This is a genomic window from Desulfocurvus thunnarius, assembly GCF_055390965.1.
On sequence record NZ_AP042411.1, the window covers coordinates 2,409,945 to 2,430,213 of the forward strand.

At 68.5% G+C, this 20,269-nt stretch carries 14 protein-coding genes; 4 read left to right on the top strand and 10 right to left on the bottom strand.

All coding sequences use genetic code 11. The annotated features are described in order from the left end of the window. Window positions 1-3: 3 nt before the first annotated feature. From ACZ5KV_RS10510 to ACZ5KV_RS10550, 9 genes are all read right to left on the bottom strand, one after another. Window positions 4-1,029 carry a molybdopterin-binding protein gene (locus tag ACZ5KV_RS10510; RefSeq protein WP_464239250.1) on the bottom strand — a complete coding sequence of 342 codons (1,026 nt, stop codon included), beginning with the start codon at window positions 1,027-1,029 and terminating at the stop codon, window positions 4-6. Further along, on the bottom strand, window positions 1,010-2,632 hold the full coding sequence (locus ACZ5KV_RS10515) for a BCCT family transporter (RefSeq protein ID WP_464239251.1): 1,623 nt from the start codon (window positions 2,630-2,632) through the stop codon (window positions 1,010-1,012). Before ACZ5KV_RS10515 ends, ACZ5KV_RS10510 begins: the two co-directional genes overlap by 20 nt. Further along, window positions 2,629-3,249: a nucleotidyltransferase family protein gene (locus ACZ5KV_RS10520; protein WP_464239252.1), complete on the bottom strand. Its 621-nt coding sequence runs from the start codon at window positions 3,247-3,249 to the stop codon at window positions 2,629-2,631. The genes ACZ5KV_RS10515 and ACZ5KV_RS10520 overlap by 4 nt, the downstream gene beginning before the upstream one ends. A gap of 18 nt (window positions 3,250-3,267) precedes the next feature. Further along, the gene (locus ACZ5KV_RS10525; RefSeq protein ID WP_464239253.1) at window positions 3,268-4,257 is read right to left on the bottom strand and encodes an FAD binding domain-containing protein; all 990 of its coding nucleotides are present in this window, start codon (window positions 4,255-4,257) and stop codon (window positions 3,268-3,270) included. After that, complete coding sequence (locus ACZ5KV_RS10530; RefSeq protein ID WP_464239254.1) at window positions 4,254-6,626, bottom strand: xanthine dehydrogenase family protein molybdopterin-binding subunit; 2,373 nt, start codon at window positions 6,624-6,626, stop codon at window positions 4,254-4,256. The genes ACZ5KV_RS10525 and ACZ5KV_RS10530 overlap by 4 nt, the downstream gene beginning before the upstream one ends. After that, window positions 6,619-7,101: a (2Fe-2S)-binding protein gene (locus ACZ5KV_RS10535; RefSeq protein ID WP_464239255.1), complete on the bottom strand. Its 483-nt coding sequence runs from the start codon at window positions 7,099-7,101 to the stop codon at window positions 6,619-6,621. Before ACZ5KV_RS10535 ends, ACZ5KV_RS10530 begins: the two co-directional genes overlap by 8 nt. Window positions 7,102-7,263: 162 nt before the next feature. Continuing rightward, window positions 7,264-8,196 carry a DMT family transporter gene (locus ACZ5KV_RS10540; RefSeq protein WP_464239256.1) on the bottom strand — a complete coding sequence of 311 codons (933 nt, stop codon included), beginning with the start codon at window positions 8,194-8,196 and terminating at the stop codon, window positions 7,264-7,266. A gap of 350 nt (window positions 8,197-8,546) precedes the next feature. Then, on the bottom strand, window positions 8,547-9,908 hold the full coding sequence (locus ACZ5KV_RS10545; RefSeq protein ID WP_464239257.1) for a sigma-54 interaction domain-containing protein: 1,362 nt from the start codon (window positions 9,906-9,908) through the stop codon (window positions 8,547-8,549). Between the two features lie 266 nt (window positions 9,909-10,174). Beyond that, entirely contained in the window at window positions 10,175-11,890 is a 1,716-nt protein-coding gene (locus ACZ5KV_RS10550) for a uracil-xanthine permease family protein (protein ID WP_464239258.1), read from the bottom strand. 156 nt (window positions 11,891-12,046) lie between these two features. Between ACZ5KV_RS10550 and ACZ5KV_RS10555 the strand changes: the two genes are divergently transcribed. The 3 genes from ACZ5KV_RS10555 to ACZ5KV_RS10565 all read left to right on the top strand — a co-directional run bounded on the left by ACZ5KV_RS10555 (window position 12,047) and on the right by ACZ5KV_RS10565 (window position 15,535). Further along, window positions 12,047-12,742 carry a type 1 glutamine amidotransferase gene (locus ACZ5KV_RS10555; protein WP_464239259.1) on the top strand — a complete coding sequence of 232 codons (696 nt, stop codon included), beginning with the start codon at window positions 12,047-12,049 and terminating at the stop codon, window positions 12,740-12,742. Window positions 12,743-12,910: 168 nt separating this feature from the next. After that, complete coding sequence (locus tag ACZ5KV_RS10560) at window positions 12,911-13,375, top strand: type III secretion system chaperone (RefSeq protein WP_464239260.1); 465 nt, start codon at window positions 12,911-12,913, stop codon at window positions 13,373-13,375. A 30-nt stretch (window positions 13,376-13,405) separates the two neighbouring features. Continuing rightward, the gene (locus tag ACZ5KV_RS10565; protein WP_464239261.1) at window positions 13,406-15,535 is read left to right on the top strand and encodes a hypothetical protein; all 2,130 of its coding nucleotides are present in this window, start codon (window positions 13,406-13,408) and stop codon (window positions 15,533-15,535) included. A 1,129-nt stretch (window positions 15,536-16,664) separates the two neighbouring features. Here the strand turns inward: ACZ5KV_RS10565 and mnmE are convergent. Beyond that, window positions 16,665-18,071, bottom strand: coding sequence for a tRNA uridine-5-carboxymethylaminomethyl(34) synthesis GTPase MnmE (gene mnmE, locus ACZ5KV_RS10570; protein WP_464239262.1), 1,407 nt, complete (start codon window positions 18,069-18,071; stop codon window positions 16,665-16,667). 194 nt (window positions 18,072-18,265) lie between these two features. Between mnmE and ACZ5KV_RS10575 the strand changes: the two genes are divergently transcribed. Next, window positions 18,266-19,663, top strand: coding sequence for an SH3 domain-containing protein (locus ACZ5KV_RS10575; protein WP_464239263.1), 1,398 nt, complete (start codon window positions 18,266-18,268; stop codon window positions 19,661-19,663). The last annotated feature ends 606 nt before the right edge of the window (window positions 19,664-20,269 follow it).

A 20,269-nucleotide genomic window follows, 5' to 3' on the forward strand; every position in this document is an offset into this window, starting at 1 on the left:
GGGTCAGGCACCCTTGCCGAAACCGCAGGCCGGGTAGCGGCAGGTCGCGCAGCCTTCGCAGAAGCCTCCGTGCCCCAGGGCGAGGATGTCCTCGCGGGTAACGGCCATGCCGCTCAACAGCCGGGGCACCACCACGTCGAAGATGCTGGCCCGGAAGTACATGACGCAGCCGGGCAGGCCCAGGACAGGCACCTCGCCGATGCGCGCCAGCATGAACATGGCCCCCGGAAAGATCGGGGCCCCGTAGGCGACGACCTCGGCCCCGGCGGCGCGGATGGCCGCGGGCGTCCTGTCGTCGGGGTCCACGGACATGCCGCCGGTGACCACCACGCATCCGGCCCCCTGGTCCAGGAAGTCGCGGATGGCCCGGGCGGTCATGTCCTGATCGTCGGACACCAGCCGTTTGCCCAGGACGGCACAGCCGTAGCTCTCGAATTTGGCCTGGACCACCGGGCCGAACTTGTCCTCGATCAGCCCCCCGTAAACTTCGCTGCCGGTGACCACGATGCCCACCCGGGAGGGCTTGAACGGCCGCACGCGCAGTATCGGCCCGCTGGCCGCAAGCAGCGCCTCGGCGTCGCGGACCAGGGCTTCGGGCACCACCAGCGGCAGAACCCGGACCCCCGCCAGCTTGCGCCCCCGGCGCACGATCTGGCCGGAATGGATGGTGGCGAAAAGGATGTCGCCCAGGGCGTTGAGGGCCAGCAGGCGCTCGGTGTCGATGTCCACCACGCCGTCGTCGGCGGCGGTGAAGGTGATCTTGCCCTCCACGGGTTCGTCCAGCGTCAGCCCCGGGCCCGCCGCCGCCCGGGCGATGCGCCGGGCCGCGTCGTCTTCGTGCACGTTGCCGTCGCCGGGATCAAAGACGTAGAGGTGTTCCTTGCCGATCTTGCGCAGTTCCCGGATGTCCTGCGGGCGGACGACGTGCCCCCTGCGGAAGCCCGGGCCCTTGCACTGTCCGGGTATGATACGGGTGATGTCGTGGCACAGGACCATGCCCACGGCGTCTTCAACGGCGATGACTTTCATGAGGCGTCTCCTCGGCCCCGTTGCGCGGGGCGGGTTGGGGAACGGGCGTCGCGGGAGCGGCCCGCCAGCCGGTGCGGCGGTATTCCCGGAAAAAGGAGGCCACCCCGAGCCAGAGCACGAAGAGCACGGGCAGGCCGACCACGATGGACGCGGTCTGGAGCACGGAGAGCGGCCCGTCGATGAGCAGGATGCCCGTGGGGATGAGGGCCAGGGAAAGGGCCCAGAACAGGCGGTTCCAGCGCGCGGGCTCCTCTTCGGGCGTGAGCTTGGCCGTGGTGGTGGCCGCCAGGGCGAAGGAGACGGCGTCGAAGGTGGTGGCCATGGAGATGGCCGTGACCAGGGCGAAGGCCAGCTTGTAGGCCGGAGCCAGCGGCAGATGGTCCGCGATGGCCATGATGGCCGAGGCGCCCTTCATGGACCTGAGCAGGCCCACCACATCCAGTTGTCCCGTGGCTTGCAGATGCAGCCCGAAGTTGCCGAAGATCATGTAGAAGCAGCCGCAGCCCAGGGAGGCCAGGATCACCGGGCCCAGAACCACCTGGCGCACGGTGCGGCCCCGCGAGATCTTGGCGATGAACAGGCTCATGAACGGGGCGTAGGCCGCGAACCAGGCGTAGTAGAAGACGGTCCAGTCCTGGGCGAAGCGGTCGCGGCCCAGGGGGCCCGTCCAGGTGGCCATGCGCGCGAAGTTTTCCACGAGCAGGCCCACGGCCTCCATGGACAGGTGGGTCAGGAACAGGGTGGGCCCGGCGAGGAAGACGAACAGCAGCAGCCCCAGGGCGATGTAGACGTTGAAGTCCGACAGCCGGTTGAGCCCCCGCTTCAGGCCCAGGGAGGAGGTGACCGAAAAGATCAGGGTGATGCCCCCCAGGACGGCCAGTTCCAGCCAGAAGGAATGGGCCACGCCCGCCACGGAAACCACGCTGGCGGCCACGATGGGGATGCCCAGGCCCAGGGCCGTGGCCGAACCGGCCACCAGGCCGACCATGAACAGGATGTCGATGAGCGTTCCGGGCCAGCCCAGGGCGCGTCGGCCCAGAAGGCCGGTGCACGTCTGCGAGATGTTCAGGATCGGGACGTTCTTGACGTAGTAGCTGTAGCCGATGGGCACGGCCAGGGTGGCGTAGATGGCCCAGCAGATGGGCCCCCAGTGGAACATGCCGTAGGCGCAGGTCAGCGCCATGGCCTTGTCCGACCCCACGGGCTCGCCCAGCAGGGGGTAGCGCAGGTAGAAGGCCCAGTCGATGGACCCGCCGAACATGATTCCCGCGCCGACCCCCGCGCAGAAGAGCATCCCGATCCAGGAGAAGGTGGAGTATTCCACCGTGTCGCCGAGCCGTTTGCCGCCCAGCGGGCCGAAGGCGAACCACAGGATCAGGGCGAGGGAGCCGAGTCCGGCCAGCAGGTAGAGCCAGTCCATGTCCGTGGTGACGGCCGTGAACAGCGCGTTGATGATCCGTTCACCCTCCCTGGGCCGGGCGATGAGCGGAATGCAGATGGCCAGAACGATGCCCAGGGTGCCCAGGAAGCAGGCCGTGCGGATGCGTCCCGTGGCCAGCCGGAGCGGGGCGGGGCGGTCCTGTCGTGCGGTGTTCCGGGTCATGGCGTATGCCCGTCCTCGGGTTGGTGCCGTTTGAGGAGCAGGCGGTACTGCTCCCGGGTGTCGATGTCGGTGAAGGGGCCGGGGTCGTCGATGCGCACCAGCCGCAGGGCCAGCCCGCGCGAGGCGATCAGCGTCCGCACCGGGGTGTCGCCCGCAAGGGTCAGCGCCTTGGGGAACCAGGCGGCGGGAAAGGTCACCGGCGCGCCGCGCATGTCTTCGATCACCGGCAGAATCCAGAAGTCCGGATGCTGGGAGAAGGCCCAGAGCAGGCGGTCGATGACGGGTGCGGAAAGCAGGGGCAGGTCCGCAGGCAGGACCATGCAGCCCGCCGCGTCGCGGACGGCCCGCAGTCCGGCCCCCAGGGCCTCGGCCTCGCCCAGGGCCGCATCGGGGGCGACCACCACCCGGCAGCCCGACAAATCAAGGCCCGGACGGGCGGGCGGTTCCTCGGCCAGCACCACGACGACCTCGCGCAGCAGGGACGCGCGGGCGGCGTTGACGACGTGCTGGAGCAGGGGCAGCCCCCGGAAGGGCAGGAACCGTTTGTCCCCGCCCATCCGGGAGGATTGCCCAGCAGCAAGCAGCACGCCGGAAACGTCGGCTATTTCCTGTTTCATGACGTGTGCCGCTCCTGGTTATGCCGCGGGCGCGCAGTCAAGGAGCGTGTCGGCCACGAGGGCGCGGGCCATGGGCACCTTGTAGGCGTTCTGGAAGAGCGGTTTGGCCCCGGCCACGGCCAGTTCGCCGGCCTTGGCCGCAGTCTCTTCCGTCAGCGCGCCGCCCACCAGGGCCTCTTCGGCTCCGGTGCAGCGGTAGGGGTTGTTGTGCACGCCGTTCAGGCAGATGCGCGCGGTCCGCACCACACCTTCGGCCAGGGTCAGGGCCACGCCGCAGTTGACCAGGGCGAAGTCGATGGACTGGCGGAAGGCGATTTTGCGGAAGGCACTGGCCGCCCCCGGCCCCTGGTGCGGAACAAGGATATCCGTGACGATTTCGTCGTGTTCCAGCACGGTGGACTGGGCGCCCATTTCGGCGCTGAAGAACCCGTCGATGGGGATGGCCCGCCGGTCGGTGCGCACCACGGCACCGAGGGCCACGAGGGCCGGGGCCGTGTCGCTCGGGTTCACGGCGATGCATTTCTTCACCGCGCCGAAGATGGAGTGGTAGCGGTGGTCGCCGGGCACGGCCAGGCAGCGCTGGCCGCCCTTGCGCACGCAGTCGATGCGGCCCCCGATCTTGTCCGGGTAGCGGAAATACCAGCAGCGGTTCTGCTGGCAGATGTTCCCGGCGATGGTGCCCATGTTGCGCAGCAGGGGCGAACCCGTCCGCCGGGCGGCCTCGGCCAGGCCCGGCCAGCCGCTTTGCACGGTTTGCGACTCGGCGATGCGGGTCAGGGTGACCAGCGCGCCCAGGTGCAGGCCGTCGGCGTCTTCGCGGATGGCATTCAGCCCGGGGATGGTTTTCAGGTCGATGACGGCCGTGGGTGTCTCCATCCACAGGTTGTCCTTGAGGCAGCCCATGAGGTCGCTGCCGCCCGCGATGACGTGGGCCGTCGGGCCGAGCCGCCGCAGGGACGCGGCGGCGTCCTCCACGCTGGCGGCCGACAGGTGCTTGAAGCGGTTCATTGTTTGCCCCCTTTTCCAGACGTGATCCTGCCCAGGCCCATGAGGATCCTGGCCGGAGTGAAGGGCGTCTCGGTGAGGCGGACGCCGGTGGCGTTGAAGATGGCATTGGAGAACGCGGCCAGGGACGGGCAGGCGGCGCCTTCGCCGCAGGCCGTGGCCCCGAAGGGATGGGTCGGATCGCCCGGAATCTCCAGGATGAAGGGCTCCACGGTGCAGTCCAGCGCCGTGCACGGCTTGTAGTCCACGAAGTTGGTGACCATGAGCCGGCCGTTGCGCTTGTCGGTGATGCACTCGTTGGCGAGCACCGCGTGCTCCACGCCGTGGCGCGCCGTGAGAAGCTGGCCTTCGACGATCTTCGGGTTCAGTGCGCGGCCCACGTTCTGGACCATGGTCACCCGGACGTTGGCGACCATGCCGGTCTCGGTGTCCACGTCCAGGGAGATGAACTGCGCGCCCTTTTCCTTGGGGATGTACAGTTCGTCCTTCTTGCCGTCCTTGAGGCAGTTGGGGTGGGGCGAGTCGTTGACGTAGGAGCCGATGATCTCGTGCCGCCCGCCGTAGTGGCCGATGGGCCCGAAGGCTTCCTTGAAGGTCACGCCCTTGCCGGGGTCGGCGGTCAGATGGACGCCCTTTTCGCCCACGCTCAGAGCCTGGGGCGGCACGCCCAGTTTCTGCGCGGCCAGCCGCAGGAGCTGGTTTTTGGCGTCCATGGCCGCCTCGTAGGTCGCCCAGCCCTGGATCCAGGTGCCGCAACTGTTGGACACCAGGGTGGCGAACGGCGTGGAGTCCGTGTCGGCGCAGACCAGCCCGACCTTCTCGTAGGGAATGCCCAGCACTTCGGCCACGATCTGGCATTGCACGGTGTGCTGGCCCTGGCCGATGTCGGCCACGGCGCAGACCAGGGCCGCCGTGCCGTCGGGGAATATCTTGACCATGGCTTCGCTGGAGTTCCCGGGGCCGGGGCGCCCGGCGCCCATGGCGAAGATGGCCACGCCGATGCCGTGGCGGATGCGCCCGGTCTTGGTGCTCGGGTGCCGCCAGTTCTCTTTCCAGCCCAGGTGTTTGGCGCCCAGGTCCAGGCATTCGTGGATGCCCGAGGAGGAGATGTAGCCCGATTTGTAGGTCAGGGGATCCCAGCCCGCGTCGATGTCGCCGGCACGCATGCAGTTTTTCTTGCGCAGTTCGATGGGGTCCATGCCCATCTGGTCGGCGGCCATGTCCATGGCCGTTTCCACCGGGAAGATTCCCTCGGGTGCGCCGTAGCCCTGCCAGCCCACCGAGGCGAAGCGGTTGGTGTAGACGTAGCGGATCTTGCCGCGCAGGTGTTCGCAGTTGCGCGAGTAGAGCACCGCGCCGGTGGCGAGCATGGCGTTCTTGGGCGGGTACTTGTCGCCGCTGGCGCCGACCTCCTGCCAGTGGTTGAACTCCATGGAGGTCAGGGTGCCGTCCTTCCTGAACCCGATCTTCACGTCGTTCAGGCTGCCCCGGGACCAGCCGCAGAGCATTTCCTCCTCGCGGGAGTAGGCGCAGCGCACGGGCCGGTGCAGGTGCAGGCAGGCCAGGCTGGCGATCAGCAGGTAGTGGGAGGGCAGGTTGGGGTCGAGCACGGTGGCGTTCTTGCCGCCGAAGCTGGAGCCGGTGAACGGGGAGACGAGGTTGACCTTGTCCGAACCGATGCCCAGGGCCTCGGCCAGGCAGTACTTCTCGTCGTGCATGCCCTGGGAGTGGGTGTGCACGTGCAGCTTCACGCCGTCGAAGCGGGCCGTGCAGCCGCGCGGCTCCATGGCCGGGGATTTGCAGTAGGCGTACTTGAACCCCTTGTGTTCCACGACGATGTCGGCCTCGGCGAACCCTTGTTCCACATCGCCGAAACCGTTGTATTCGGCGGGGGTCTTGGTCTTGAACAGCCGCGTCTGCGGGTCGCGGTCGCTCAGGAAGGCGTGGTACTCCCAGTCGTGGCAGTTGGCCTCGCCGGCGAACACCTGGGGCGACCCGGGGTCGATGGCCGTTTCGATGTCGAGCACGAAGGGTTTGGGGGCGTACTCGACGGCGATGGCGGCCAGGGCCTCCTCGGCGATGGTATCGTCCTCGGCGATGACGGCGGCCACCAGGTCGCCCACGTAGTAGACCGACTTGCGGAACGCCTTGGGGAAGTTCTCGTGGGTCATGACCAGGTGGACGCCGTCCATGGCCTCGGCCCGGGTCGTGTCGATGCCGACGATGTCCGCGGCCGGATGGGGGCTGCGCAGGATGCGGGCCTCAAGCATGCCCCGGAACTGGAAGTCCCCGTAGTATTTGGCCTGGCCCGTGACGCGCGGACTGCCGTCCTTCTGGCGCACGGTGGTGCCGATGCATTTCATGTCAGCCATTGCCCTGCTCCTCGCGCATCTTTCTGGCGGCGCTTTTCACCGCGTTGACGATGTGCTCGTAGTTGCTGCAGATGCAGATGTTGCCGCCCAAAGCCTCCTTGATCTCCTCTTCCGTGGGGTCGGGGTTTTTGAGCAGCAGGCCCTTGGTGGACATGATCATCCCCGGGGAGCAGAAGCCGCACTGGGCGCCGTATTCCTCCAGCCATGCCTCCTGGATCGGATGGAGCCTGCCGTTTTTGGACAACCCCTCGATGGTTTCGATGTCCCTGCCTTCCTGTTCCACGGCCAGGACCATGCACGACGGGGTGGGGATGCCGTCGATGAGCACGGTGCAGGCACCGCACGCACCCTCCCCGCAAGCCTCTTTGGCTCCGGTCAGGCCGAGCTGGTTGCGCAGGACGCTGGACAGCACCCGGTGCGACTCCACCTGCAATTCGTGGCTTTCGCCGTTCACGGTGAGCCGTATGCGTTTCATGTCTTTGTGTTCCACAGCGGGTTTCCTCGTTCGATTGTTGCCGCCCGTCGGGGCGCGGTGTCTTGCCTTGCGCCGGATTTTGGGCGCACCGCTCCTGTCCGGCACGGGTCGTGCCGAAAAATAAACAGCTATTTCAGTTTGTTGTGCTTTCGCCCGGTCGTGCTATTCGGTGGCGGGCGCCGTCCGCGCCGGAGCCTGCCCGGCCTTGGGCGCGCGGTTGCTCCACAGGATGCCGCCGACGATCAGGATGCCGCTGACCAGATGGACCATGCCCATGGTTTCGCCGATGAACAGGTAGCCGAACAGGCCGCTGAGCAACGGCAGGGCGTAGTAGATCATGCCCGCGCGGGCGGCCCCGGCGTTTTCCAGGGCCAGGTTCCACAGCCACCAGGCGATGAGGGAGTTGCCCACGCCGGTGTAGAGGATGCTGAAGATGACCGTTCCGCTGGCTTCGATGCGGGCCGTGGGTTGCGACCATTCCCAGATCAGGAAGGGCGTGAGCATGATCAGGCCGAAGAAGACCATCAGCGTGAGGATGGTGCTTTGGGACAGCCCCTCGGGGACCTTGCGCAGCACGATGCTGTACACCGCGAAGCCGATGGCCGCGCCGAGCATGAGGATGTCGCCGAAGGCGAATTGCAGGCCCACCAGGCGCCCCAGTTCGCCATTGGCCACCAGGTAGATGGATCCCACCAGGGCGATGGTGCAGCCCACCCAGGTGTTGACGGCCTGCTTTTCGCCCAGCAGGGAGCAGATGATGACGATGAAGATGGGCGTGGTGACGGAAATCAGGGCCAGGTTGATGGCCGAGGTGGTTGCCGCGCCGAGGTAGCACAGCGGGTTGTAGAGGGTCACCGCGGTGAGCCCGGCCACCAGGATCTGGGGCAGGAACTTCCGGGCGACGGGCCATTCGCGTTTGAGCCTGGGCAGGGCGAAGCAGCACAGGACGAGCAGCGCCACCAGCCAGCGCGCCGCGCCCAGGGTCATGGGCGAGATCTTGCCCACGGCCATCCTGGCGACCACGAAGTTGCCGGACCAGATCACGGTCGTCAGCAGCGCGAACACGGAACCCCGAAGCGTGCGATTCTCCAGCATACAGCCTCCCACACGCGCGCCGGGATCGCTGCCGCCTCCCACCCCCCGGGGCCGGGCGGCGCCGACCAGCGCGCAGACGTTACAGTGTGCTTGTGCCTGATTCAGTCGTCTCCTTTGCCTCCAGAATCCAGCGGTACCGTGTGGACGGAACCTCTGAGGCAAGACGCATGCCAATGGCTCGCTGTCGGGATTCGCGAGAAAAATCTTTTATTTCAGTATGATATATTCCATACTTCCATAGGATGGTATCGTTTTGAGCGGGAGGACGTGAGTCGGGAGTGACTCGGAAGTCGGGGAACCCGCAAGGGGGTTACGGCGTGGCGCCTAGTCGTAAACGACTCACGAGTCGTTTACGACTCGCCCTGCGGGCAATGCTTGCGGATGAGGCGGCTGGCCCGCGATTGGCTGATGCCCAGGGCCCGGGCCACGTTGCGCGAGCTGCCGTGGCGTTTGCGGGCTTCAAGAATCATCTCTTTTTCCATGCGTTCCAGGGTGTTGTCCAGCGATCCGGATATGGCGACCGGAGGTTGCAGGATGGTCTGGTAGACCGAGGTGGGCAGGTGGTCCACGGTCACGATTTCCTCCTCCACGGTGGCCACGATCCGCTCCACGAGGTGGGCCAGCTCGCGAACGTTGCCCGGCCAGGAATAGTCGCGCAGAAAGGCCTGGGCCTCGGGCGAAAGAGTCTTGGCCCGGTCGTACTTGGTCCCGAAATAGCGCAGGAAATGGTAGAGCAGGGGCAGGATGTCCCGGTCGCGTTCGCGCAGCGGCGGGATGGTGATGTCGAACACGTTGAGCCGGAAGTAGAGATCCTGGCGGAAGGCCCGGCTTTGGACCATGACTTCGAGGTTCTTGTTGGACGCGGCGAGGATGCGCACGTCGGCGCGAACGGTCTGGGAACTGCCCACCGGGCGGTACTCCATCTCCTGGACCACGTGCAGCAGTTTGGCCTGCATCGGCGGCGGCAGCTCGGAGATTTCGTCCAGGAACAGGGTGCCCCCTTCGGCCTTGGCGAACAGGCCGCCCCGGGCGTGGGTCGCCCCGGAGAACGCGCCCCGGACGTGGCCGAACAGTTCGGACTCGAACAGCTCCCCGGGGATGGCCGCGCAGTTGACCACCACGAAAGGCTGGTGCGCGCGTTTGCCCTTGGTGTGGATGAACTTCGCCAGCAGGCTCTTGCCGCAGCCCGACTCGCCCAGAAGCAGGCAGGGGGAGCTGAGCCCGGCCACCTTGCGGGCCGCCTCCACCACCGCGGTCATGGCCGAACTGTGGTAGATGAGGTTGTCGGGGCGTTCTTCCAGGGGCGCGTCGGGGGTGGTGGTCAGGCCGTCGCGCCAGGGAATCTGCGTCTCGTGGCATTCGTCGCGGACGTTGAGCAGCACGTGCCGCACCGCGCCTTGTGCATCGAGAATGGGCACGGCGATGGTCAGCACGTCGTAACCCAGGTAGGTTTTCTGCCGCTGCTTGACCGGCCGCTTGTGCTCATAGACCACCGGCAGCACGGAATTGTCCCAGCCCCGGTATTTCTTGACCATGTCCCAGTAGGAGAGGCCGAGCATTTCGGCCTGGGTGAAGCCGTAATGCCGCTCGCAAGCCTTGTTTATATAAAGAAGTCTGTAGTTGTCGTCGTAGATGAGGATTTCGTCGTGCAGGTTGTCGATCAGCCCGACGAAGGTCTTGAAGTCCAGTTTCAGCCGCTCCACGGAATTCATGCGTTCTCCAGGCGCCCGCCGCCGTGGCCCGCCCCTGCGCGGGACGGAGCGCACGGCTCGCCTGTGGCCCCGGGCCGGAGGCTTTCCGCGAACCCGCCTCCGCCGGTTGTTGCGCACATTCAAGCCCAGCGCGCCCGGCGCCCCGGCTCCGGGCGCCGGGGGCAGGGCTGGCTGTTGCTATAGTCGGAATCGGCAGCTTTGAAAAGGTCCGGCCGCCGGAAAGGTCGTTGCCGTTCGGATTGATGGGCAGGGCGTGCACCCCGACTCTAAGGGGTGAGGAACGAGATGAAGGAGTAGCCGGAAATCTCGATGTGCTTCACGTCGCGCGCGTAGCCGGCGAAGAGGACCATGCCGAGCTGGCGCAGTTCGTCGGGCTTGGCGTTGAACAGGCTCTCGGGCAGGGCGAAGTTGTTGATGTCGTCCATCTTGTGCCCGCAGATCATTTCCGTGAAGACGCCGTCTTCCGTGCGCGAGACGCGGATGGTCAGGAAGCGGTCCGCCTGGGCGCCGTCTTCTCCGGCCATGTGGCAGAAGACCTCCTCGCAGCACAGCGACAGGGCGTTGAACGACTCCCGGGACAGGCCGAGCCGCGCCCGCCCGGCCTCCAGCAGGCGCTGCATTTCGGGCAGCACGTCCACCCGCGCCGGGAACGTGCCGCCCACGGAGCGCTTGGGCAGCAGCCAGGCCACGGCGCTCAGGCCGAAGGCCGTGAACCCGCCCACGGCCACGCTGTTGCCCAGCAGCGGCGCCAGCGACCCGGGCACCAGCCCGGGGAAGTACGATCCGCTCTGGGCCACCAGCCCCACGGCCATGGACAGCCCGAGGATGATGCCGTGCTGGTTGCTCAGGCGGTTCATGGTCACCAGCCCGATGCCCGCGTGGAACAGCATGGAGACGACCACCACCAGGAATCCGCCCATCACCGGGCCGGGCATGTCGAGCATGAAGGCTCCGGCCTTGGGCATGAAGGCCAGCAGGAGCAGCAGCGCCCCGCCCAGGGCGCCCACCCGCCGCGAGGCCACGCCGGTCATCTCCACCAGGGGCAGGTTGTCGCAGTAGACCGAGGGCACCGCCGTGCCCAGCAGCCCGGCGGCGACCTTGCTCAGGCCGTCGCAGTACAGCCCGCTCTGGATGTCGTCGTAGGAAACGCGGCGGAAGTCGCGCCGGGAAATGCGCTGCACGAGCATGATGTTGCCCGTGTTTTCGATGACGCTGACGAACATGGCGATGGCGAAGGCCATGAGCAGGGGCACGTGCGCGGTCGTCAGTTCGAGCTCCAGCCCGGGCCAGGCCAGGGGCGGCAGGCCGAACCAGGGCGCCGCCGTGAAGTGTTCGAAATGCAGCGTGCCCGCGGCCCAGGCCGCGCCGTAGCCGCAGGCCAGGGCCAGCAGCGGACCCCACAGCCTGAGGGCCGCGTTGCCGAAGAGCAGGCACAGGGTCATGGGCAGGGCCGTGGCCAGCCCTATGGCGAACTGGATGCGTGTGGCTTCCGGGGAGTCCTGGCCGCCGCCGCTCCACAGGTCCAGCGCCACGGGCACCATGGCCATGGCGATGAGCAGCACCACCACGCCGCCCACTCCGGGGGTGATGATGTGCCGGAAAAAGCGGATGAAGAAGGTGTAGAGGAACACCAGGGGCACCGTGAGCAGGGACATGGTGGCCAGCGTGGCGAAGCCGCCCATGCGCACGGCGTCCAGCGAGCAGACCAGGAAGGCGCTGTACGAGCCGGTGAAGAGGATGAACCCCGCGCCGATGCCCAGGGTGCGCCTGCTTTGCAGGAAGGTGAACACCGCCGCCACCAGCAGCGTCCCGAAGGTCACGAAGCGCAATGTGTCCGGGGCCACGTCCAGGGTCTTGCCGATGACGTTGGGAATGAACACAATGCCGTCGAAGATGACCAGCACGTGGGTCAGGGCCAGGGCCGCGCACAGGCCCAGGGACGGGGATTCGTCGACGGCGTGGCGGAGCGAGTCGTGCTGCATGGCCTTTCGTGGGTTGACGGTCGGGGAAAGGGCCTCTTGTATCGCCATCTCCCCGGGGGGGCAAGCCGCGCGTCGCGCCGACGCCGGGCGCGGCGGCCCCGGCCTGCGGGCACACACGCGCCATTCGTCGATCATGGAAACAGAACGAGGAGAACCATGCGCATTCAAAGCTTCGAGCATGTCCCCTTCGAGGGACCGGCGGCCCTGGCGGACTGGGCCCGGGCGCGCGGCCACAGCCTGGACCGCACGCGCGTTTTCGCGGGGCAGCCGTTGCCCCGCGTGCAGGACGTGGACCTGCTGTTCGTCATGGGCGGGCCCATGAGCGTTCACGACGAGGCCGCCTGCCCCTGGCTGGCGCCGGAAAAAGCCTTTCTGCGCCAGGCCGTGGAGCGTGGCGTGCGCATCCTGGGCATTTGTCTGGGCGCGCAGATGCTGGCCGAGGCCCTGGGCGGGGAGGTCCGCCGCAACCCCGGGCCGGAAATCGGCTGGTTTCCGGTGGAACTGACCCCCGAGGGCCGCGCCGCGCCGCTGCTGGCCGGGCTGCCCGACCGCTTCACCGCCTTTCACTGGCACGGGGAGACCTTCTCCATCCCTCCCGGAGCCGTGCGCCTGGCCCGCAGCGAGGGCTGCGTCAACCAGGCCTTCGCCTTCGGCGAGCGCGCGCTCGGGCTCCAGTTCCACCTGGAAACCACCCCGGCGAGCATGGAGCTGCTTATCGAGAACTGCGCAAGCGAACTGGTGGACGCGCCGCTGGTGCAAAGCGCCGGGCGGATGCGCGCGATGTGCGACACCTCCGGGCCGATGCGGCCGTTGCTGGACACGCTGCTCGACACCTTGGCCCGGACGGCCTGAGCCCATCTTTCCCTTGGCAAAGGAAGCGGGCCGGGGGATATGGACCATACTGCGTTTCATGGAAAACCGGTTCGCCCCCGGTGGGCGGCCAAGGGCACGGTGGGATGTCTCCGGGCGCCCGCAAAGTTGGCATCGTTTTTGATACATTCTTTCGCAAAGGAGCCGTTCATGAGCAACGTCACAGAGATCATCGCCGAATTCGGCCGGACCATCGGACTGGAGGGGCTGGCCCTGGACGCTGGCCGGTGCTGCACCCTGCAGTTCGATTCCGTCGTGGTCAACGTTGAGCATCTCCCTGATTCCGATGAACTTTATTTTTATTCCCGCGTCGGAAATGTGCCCGCGCAAGAGGCCGTCCGGTTGCGCGTATTTACGTTCCTGCTGGAAGCCGACTGCTTTTTCCGGAGCACCAGCGGCGGTGTTCTGGGTGTGGACATGGAACGCGGCGCCGTCGTCTATACCAACAAGGTTGGCGTCGGCGGTTGGCTGAACGCCAACATTCTTGGCGAATACATGCAGGCCTTCGTCAACCTGGCCGAGGAATTCGCGCGGGACCTGCGCGACATCGACGCCGAGGCCGACGCGGGCACGGATGCGCCGCCGGACCCGTCGGGCATGGCCCTGCGCGTCTGAGTATCAAGAACCAACACAGGAGAGGGACACATGCCTGGGGACATCCAAGGGCTCAGGGGCCTGGAGCAGCAGTTCGCCACCATCGGCGACCGCCACGTGGGCCTGGACGGGCAGAACCAGATCCAGGCCGGGGCGGGCAACTGGCTGGGCCGCGCCGTGAACTGGATCAAGTCGGCCCTGAACATCGGCAACACCGCGACCATCAACAGCTCCATCATGAACCACGTGGTCGCGCGCATCCGCGACACCGAGGGCATGGGCGACCGCTTCGCGGAAATCGCCCGGGGCCGCCTGGGCAGCGCCCTGACCCGGGGCACGCCCATCACCGGGCGCGAGGTCTCCCAGGTCATCGGCGATCTGGTGCGCACCAAGACCGGCGAAACCCAGGCCCGCGAGGCGGGCATCCGCCTGAATATCAAGGGCATGTGCGAAGCGCCCAGCGCCGGGGAGGGCTCGGAGTCCCTGCTCAAGGCCGCCATGCGCGAGAAGATGACTCTCTTCGGCATGGAAGGCGAGATCGACACCCTGGCCCCCGAGGATTTCCAGGGTATCCAGGACAAGGTGGCGCAGCAGTTCGTGCGCTCCGGCTCCACCCCGACCCTGGCCCAGGCCAGGGACGCCCTGCTGGAGGCCTGCCGCCAGTTCAGCCTGGCGCGGGTCCGGACCCATATCGACGCCAAGGTCCAGCAGCATTGCGACCGCTCCGGGCCGGACTCCGCCCTGCCCACGGCCCTGCGCCAGCGCGCGGAACTGCGCGGCATGGTCGTGGACATGAGCCCCGGGCAGATGGGCAAACTCGAGGCCCTGGTGCACAAGAAGCTGACGGTCCAGTGCACCTACAACCCCGAGGCCATGCATCCGCCTACGGACATCGAGACCCAGGCCCTGCGCGAGCGCGTCATCGACGGCTTCCTGGACGCGTTGCAGGTCATCGACGCCAACACGACCCTGAACCCCGAGGAGAAGACGGCGGCCCGCAACGCGGTGCTGTCCGCGCCTTCGGTGCTGACCCCGGGCATGGTCGGCGCCCTGTGCGACGGCTTGCGCGACGCCCGGGTCCTGGTGGCCACCGCGACCCACCCGCTCATGGGCCGCTCGGAGATCGCCGAGGCCGTGGATACCTTCCGGGAGGCCATGGACGGGGTCTTCATCCGCGACGGCGGCCTGCGCGAGGGCATCGACGGCATGGACGAGGTCGAGGTGGTCAAGGACGCGCTGTTCAAGGGCGCCTTCGAGTGCGAGGGCCTGAGCGGCGAGACGGGCACCCAGGCCCTGGAGCGCATGATGGCCCGGGGTTCGGCCATGAACCTCTACCGCTTCGAGCTGGCCCGCCAGGACATGACCCAACCCCGGGCGCTCAAGAACAACGTGGCCTGCCTGCAACTGCTCACCGGGCTGGCCCGGCACCTGGGCCTGCCCGGGGAGGTTTCCACCGCCATGAACGAGGTCGGGCTGCACAGCGTGACCTTCGACCAGCTCCGCGAGCTTTTCGGCCCCGGGGTGCATTCCGACCACGGGTTGCCCCGGGTCGAAGGCTTCGACATGACCAGGGCCCAAGGATTCCTGGAAACGAACATCGGCGAGGACATGCACGCCGAAGCGCCCACTCCCGGTCAGGGCCTCATGGCGAATGCCCCGGAAAGGCTCCAGGCCAAGATGATGCACTTCTCCGAAGCCTTCCTGAAGGATTTCTTCCGCAACGGCATCGTGATCGACGGTGAGCGCATCGCGAGCACGGGAACCAACGACTACGAGGCCATGGAGCAGGCTCTGGACCGGTTTATCGGTCGCTTCCCCAGCGTCGAGGAGGCCGGGCGGACGACGCGGGGCCTTTTCCAGGCCACGGGCGCTTCCATGCTCAAAGCCCTGCTCGGCGATCCCACCACCGGGGAGCAGACCATGAGGGCCTTCACGGCCCAGGGCAACAAGCTGAGCGACCTGCTGGAGTTCAGCATCACCTCGCGCGGCGGGGGGCGGTACGACGTGCGCGTGGATCAGGCCATGCAGCGCAGCCGGATGGGTTCGGCAAGCAACGGGAACGAGCCCCTCGGCCTGAGTTCACGCGTGGAAATGACCTTGGGCGGCTGTGACCGGCCGGACAGCGTGCCCACGGTGCAGGTGCGCGGCTTCGATTTCTTCCTGGGCACCATGCGCCACTAGGCCGGGGAGCGGGAGGTACGTGGCGGCCCCGAGCCGGACGCGCGCGTGCCTCCCATGCGGATGCGGTGACCGGACGCCCCCGTGGCCGCCAGCCACGGAGGGGCGCAATGGACGCGGGCCACGGCCGGGAGGCCGCGGCCCGCGCGACGTTTGGCGGCCGGGGCGGCGTTGCGGCTCCGGGTGGAGCGGACCCCGGCGGAAACGGCGGTGTCGCCGGGCCCCGGGGCATGCGGCGGCGGGCGCCGACGACGCTCCCGGCGGCCCGGCCCGGCAGGGCAGGGCCGCACCCGGCAAAGGCAGGTCGCACTCCGGGCGGACCGCCGCGCGGGAGTCGGAGCGTTTTGTGAATTTAAAGACAATATATTTTTGGACCATCCACCGGGGCAGGGGTGCCGATTGTATTACAACATGCCATATTTTCTGTTAAAAAGTATGAATTCCGGGCTGGAATGACCTGCTGCGGAGTTTGAGACATAACATGCTGTAATTAAATAATTAAAAAAGAATATTCCGGTTTTCCGGTTTCTGCTTGCCAAGTCATGTGAAAATTATTACATGCATCTTGCCACGTCGCCGCAAAGCGACGGCAACACATGCGGGTCAGGCAGCACAAGGCTTTTGCCGCATGGACCGTTCCGGGGCATCACCCCTTCGCCAGTGCCAAGGCATATTCCCGGGTCTTGCGCACAGTATGGCACCGGCCCCGACGGTCCCGAGAGTTCCTGACACGCACCGACACCTCCCCGGCCCGGGGGCACCCCCCCCAGAAACACCCCCGGTCCGGCCCACACTCCCGCCCGGCGCATCCGCGCCGGGCGTCCTTTTTGAGGCCCGCAAGGAGCCGCAGCCCGTCTTTGGCCCGGGGCCCGCGTCCCGCACGAATGTGGCCCGATGATTCAGCCGTAGTCCGGCTGGTGCCCTCTGGGGGTTCCGCGCGCAGGCGCGGCCCGGAATCCGGGCCGCGGAGAGGCGCGCAAAGCCGACGATGGGGTTGCGGGTGCGCGGGTGCTCTTCGTCCAAAGCCGGGAGCCAGCAGCACGGAGGCGGAAACGGCAAGGGTCTGCGCCCCGGTGGAGACAACGGAACGCGCGCGCAGCACCCGGGGCCGCCCGGCGCCATCCGCCGCGCCCTACTTGCCGATGCAGAAGGCGCCGAACACGTTGTCCAGCACTTCGGAAGGGGTGATTTCGCCGGTGATTTCGGCAAGGTGTGTGCAGGCCGTCTCCAGGGCCACGCCCAGCAGGTCGTAGGGCAGGGCCGCGCGCAGGTCGGCCTCCAGGGCTTCCAGGGCGTCGTGCGCGGCGGCCAGGGCCCGGGCCTGGCGCATGTTGGGCACCAGTTCGCCCGTGGCGGGCCCGGCACCGCCGCCCAGGGCCCGCGCGCGCAGCGCGTCGCACAGCGCCGCCAACCCCTGGCCCGTGCGTGCCGACACGTGGGCGACCTCGAAGCCCGCCCCGGCGAACCATTGCGCGGCGTCCGGCGCACCGAGGGTCCCGGGCCCGGCCTGTTCCTGCGCCGCTCCGGGCAGGTCGGCCTTGTTCAGCACCGCCAGCGCGCGCCCCGGGCCCAGCGCGCGGGCCAGGGCCATGTCCTCTTCGGCCAGGGGCAGGGTCCGGTCGACCACCACGAGCACCACGTCGGCCCGGTGCGTCAGTTCGCGCCCGCGCTCCAGGCCCGCGCGTTCGGCGGCGTCGCCCGTTTCGCGCAGGCCCGCCGTGTCCACCAGCCGCACGGGCAGTCCGTCCAGGTCCAGGGCCTCCTCGAGCCAGTCGCGCGTCGTGCCCGGAACGTCGGTGACGATGGCCCGCTCGCGCCCGAGCAGGGCGTTCATCAGGCTCGACTTGCCCGCGTTGACCCGCCCGGCCAGCACGCACAGGGCGCCCTCGCGCCAGACCCGCCCGCGCTCGAAGCTGCGCACCAGGGCCGCCAGCTCCTCGCGCACGGCGCGCACCCCGGCCGCGAAGGCCTCAGGCGCCAGGCATTCCACCTCGTCGTCGGGAAAATCCACGGCCACGCAGAGCCGGGCCCGCAGATCCTCCAGCCGCGCGCGCAGCCCGGCCACGCCGCGCCCCAGGTCTCCGGCCAGGCGGGTCCGGGCCAGGGCCGCGCCCGCCGCCGTGGGCGCGGCGATCAGCTCGGCCACGGCCTCGGCCTGGGTCAGGTCCATGCGTCCGTTGCAAAACGCGCGGTAGGTGAACTCCCCGGGCTCGGCCATGCGCGCCCCGCAGGCCAGGGCCGCCGCCAGCACCGCGCGCAGCACCGCCGGGCCGCCGTGGCCCTGGAGTTCGAGCACGTCCTCGCCGGTATATGAACCCGGCCCGGGCATGAAGGCCGCCAGCACCTCGTCCAGCCGCTCCCCCGCCGCGTCGTGCACCCAGCCGTGGTGCAGCCGGTAGGGCAAAAGCCCCGCGAACCCCGGGCGCGACGACCGGAACAGCCGTCTGCCCACGGCGCGCGCATCCGGGCCGCTGACGCGCACGATGCCCACACCCCCGCGCCCCGGCGGGGTGGCGATGGCCGCGATGGTGTCTTTCATTCCCGCGAGCTGGCGCATGGCCCGGGATATACGCGAGGCCCCGCCGTTTGCAAAGCGCCGCTCCGGTGGGGTGGCGTGCGTCCTCTCCGGCCGGGCCCGGCCCGCGCGCGTCTCCTTCAGGCCGTTCCGGCCCTTCGCCGTTTCCAAGGGGGCGCCGGTTGCCTTTCCCCCGCGGGGCGGATACACCTGGAGCCATGAAATCCGCCACTCCCCGCCCGTTTTCCGGTGCATCCGCCGTCTCCCGGCCCTGGCTCCCCGGGCTGCTGCTCCTGCTGCTGGCCGCGCTGGCCCCGGGCTGCGCTCCGCGCGTGTCCCCGCCCGGAACCGTCATCGCCGACCTGCGCGACATGCCCCAGGACGCCGGGGCCTACATCGATCCGCTCACGGCGACCCGGCCCCTGCTGCCCGCCGCCCGCCAGCAGGCCCTGGCCGACGACTACCGCCAGCGCTTCTTCGCGCCCTGGCACCGCACTGCCCCGGCCCATGGGCCCCAGGAGGTCTTCAAGCTCCTGGACGAGTTCGACCCCGGCCGCTACCACGGCGAGAACCGCCTGCCCCTGCCCCCGGAGCTGGCCGACGAGATGCGCGCCCTCGCGGACCCGGCCAGCTTTCCCAACACCATGCGTCCGGCCATCAGCGTGGTGAACTCCGATCTGCGCGTGCTGCCCACCGTGCGTCCGTTGTTCTACAATTTCGACCTCGCGGGCGAGGGCTTCCCCTTCGACTACAACCAGAACTCCGCCGTCTGGGCCCAGACCCCGCTGCTGGTGCTGCATACCTCCGCCGACGGCGCCTGGGCCCTGGTGGAGACCTCCGCCGCCGCCGGATGGATGCCCACCCGCGACCTGGCCTTCGTGGACGCCGGGTTCATGGACGCCTTCAATACCGTACACTTGGCCGCCGTCACCGCCGACCGCGTGCCTGTGGCCGACTGCTACGGCCAGTTCCGTTTCATGGGCCGCATCGGCATGGTCCTGCCCATGACCGGCCGCGAAACCGGGTCGGTGGACGTGCTCATCGCCGCGCGCGACGCCTCGGGCCGGGCCCTGCTGCTCACCGCCAGCCTGGGCGACGACGCGGCCGCGCCCTGGCCCCTGGCCGCGACTCCGGCCACCTTCGCCAGGCTGGCCAACGAGATGCTCGGCCAGCCCTACGGCTGGGGCGGGCTGTACCGGAACCGCGACTGTTCGGCGCTGATCATGGACCTCTTCGCGCCCCTGGGCATCTGGCAGCCGCGCAATTCCGGAGCCCAGGCCCGGCATTGGGGTCTGGCGCCCCTGGGCGACCTGGACCGCGAAGGCCGCCTGCGCGTCATCGGCGCCGAAGCCCGGCCCTGGCTGACCCTGCTCTGGCGCCCGGGGCACATCGTGCTCTACATCGGCCAGTGGCGGGGCCGCCCCGCCGTGCTCCACGCCGCCTGGGGCGTGCGCACCCGCGTGGGCGAGGCCGAAGGCCGCCACGTCATCGGCGCCACGGTCATCACCAGCCTGGAGCCCGGCGAGGACCTGCCCGAACTCGAACGCCCCGGCGGCAACCTCCTGCTGCGCCTGGGCGGAATGGCCCAGGTGGCCCGGGAGGGCGGAACGCCGTAGACCGGCGGCGGAAGCGCGGCGGGAGCGGGCGGGGCCCTTCTTGAGGAGAACGGAATCGTGTGCGCCCGGAAGCATGGGCAACGCCGCCGCCCGGGAACAGGGAAACGCTTTCAGCGTTGGTTCCAGGCTGGCTGGCACGGCCATGCCCAGGCTTCGCGCCCGCGCCGGTGGTTGCGGAGCCGCTGCCGGGAGCGGAAAGACCGGCTTGCTGTCGCGAGTTCCGCCCCTTGCGGCGTTTCCGCTCCAGCGTGCGGTGCCGTGTGGTCATGGTCGCCGTTTTGCCGGGGCTTGCCGGGCCGGAGAAACTCCGCGCCGCGTCCCGGCCGGGGAAGCTCAGGCGCGAAAGCCCACCCGCGCCGTGCCCCGCGAACGGGGAGGCGTTGTCCTTGCGGGTGATCTGCGGCAGGCCGCGCCGGGAGGACGGCCGCCCGAAGGACGCCCGGGTGGGCCGAAGGCGGGCGAGGAAAAAGCCTGCACAGCCGTTCAGGAAACGACCGTGCAGGCTCATGCCTTCAAAGAATGACGGATGGTTGCGTTCAGGCTCCGGGATCAGTCCTTGGAGCCCGCTGTCCGGATGGGATGGGAACGCTCCGCAGGCGCCAGAAC

Excerpts from the sequence above, each read along its gene's own strand:
- ACZ5KV_RS10515 (WP_464239251.1), bottom strand. The coding sequence starts at position 2,632 with ATGACCCGGAACACCGCACGACAGGACCGCCCCGCCCCGCTCCGGCTG.
- ACZ5KV_RS10540 (WP_464239256.1), bottom strand. The coding sequence starts at position 8,196 with ATGCTGGAGAATCGCACGCTTCGGGGTTCCGTGTTCGCGCTGCTGACG.
- ACZ5KV_RS10560 (WP_464239260.1), top strand. The coding sequence starts at position 12,911 with ATGAGCAACGTCACAGAGATCATCGCCGAATTCGGCCGGACCATCGGA.
- ACZ5KV_RS10550 (WP_464239258.1), bottom strand. The coding sequence starts at position 11,890 with ATGCAGCACGACTCGCTCCGCCACGCCGTCGACGAATCCCCGTCCCTG.
- ACZ5KV_RS10565 (WP_464239261.1), top strand. The coding sequence starts at position 13,406 with ATGCCTGGGGACATCCAAGGGCTCAGGGGCCTGGAGCAGCAGTTCGCC.
- mnmE (WP_464239262.1), bottom strand. The coding sequence starts at position 18,071 with ATGAAAGACACCATCGCGGCCATCGCCACCCCGCCGGGGCGCGGGGGT.
- ACZ5KV_RS10510 (WP_464239250.1), bottom strand. The coding sequence starts at position 1,029 with ATGAAAGTCATCGCCGTTGAAGACGCCGTGGGCATGGTCCTGTGCCAC.
- ACZ5KV_RS10520 (WP_464239252.1), bottom strand. The coding sequence starts at position 3,249 with ATGAAACAGGAAATAGCCGACGTTTCCGGCGTGCTGCTTGCTGCTGGG.
- ACZ5KV_RS10555 (WP_464239259.1), top strand. The coding sequence starts at position 12,047 with ATGCGCATTCAAAGCTTCGAGCATGTCCCCTTCGAGGGACCGGCGGCC.
- ACZ5KV_RS10525 (WP_464239253.1), bottom strand. The coding sequence starts at position 4,257 with ATGAACCGCTTCAAGCACCTGTCGGCCGCCAGCGTGGAGGACGCCGCC.
- ACZ5KV_RS10535 (WP_464239255.1), bottom strand. The coding sequence starts at position 7,101 with ATGAAACGCATACGGCTCACCGTGAACGGCGAAAGCCACGAATTGCAG.
- ACZ5KV_RS10530 (WP_464239254.1), bottom strand. The coding sequence starts at position 6,626 with ATGGCTGACATGAAATGCATCGGCACCACCGTGCGCCAGAAGGACGGC.
- ACZ5KV_RS10545 (WP_464239257.1), bottom strand. The coding sequence starts at position 9,908 with ATGAATTCCGTGGAGCGGCTGAAACTGGACTTCAAGACCTTCGTCGGG.
- ACZ5KV_RS10575 (WP_464239263.1), top strand. The coding sequence starts at position 18,266 with ATGAAATCCGCCACTCCCCGCCCGTTTTCCGGTGCATCCGCCGTCTCC.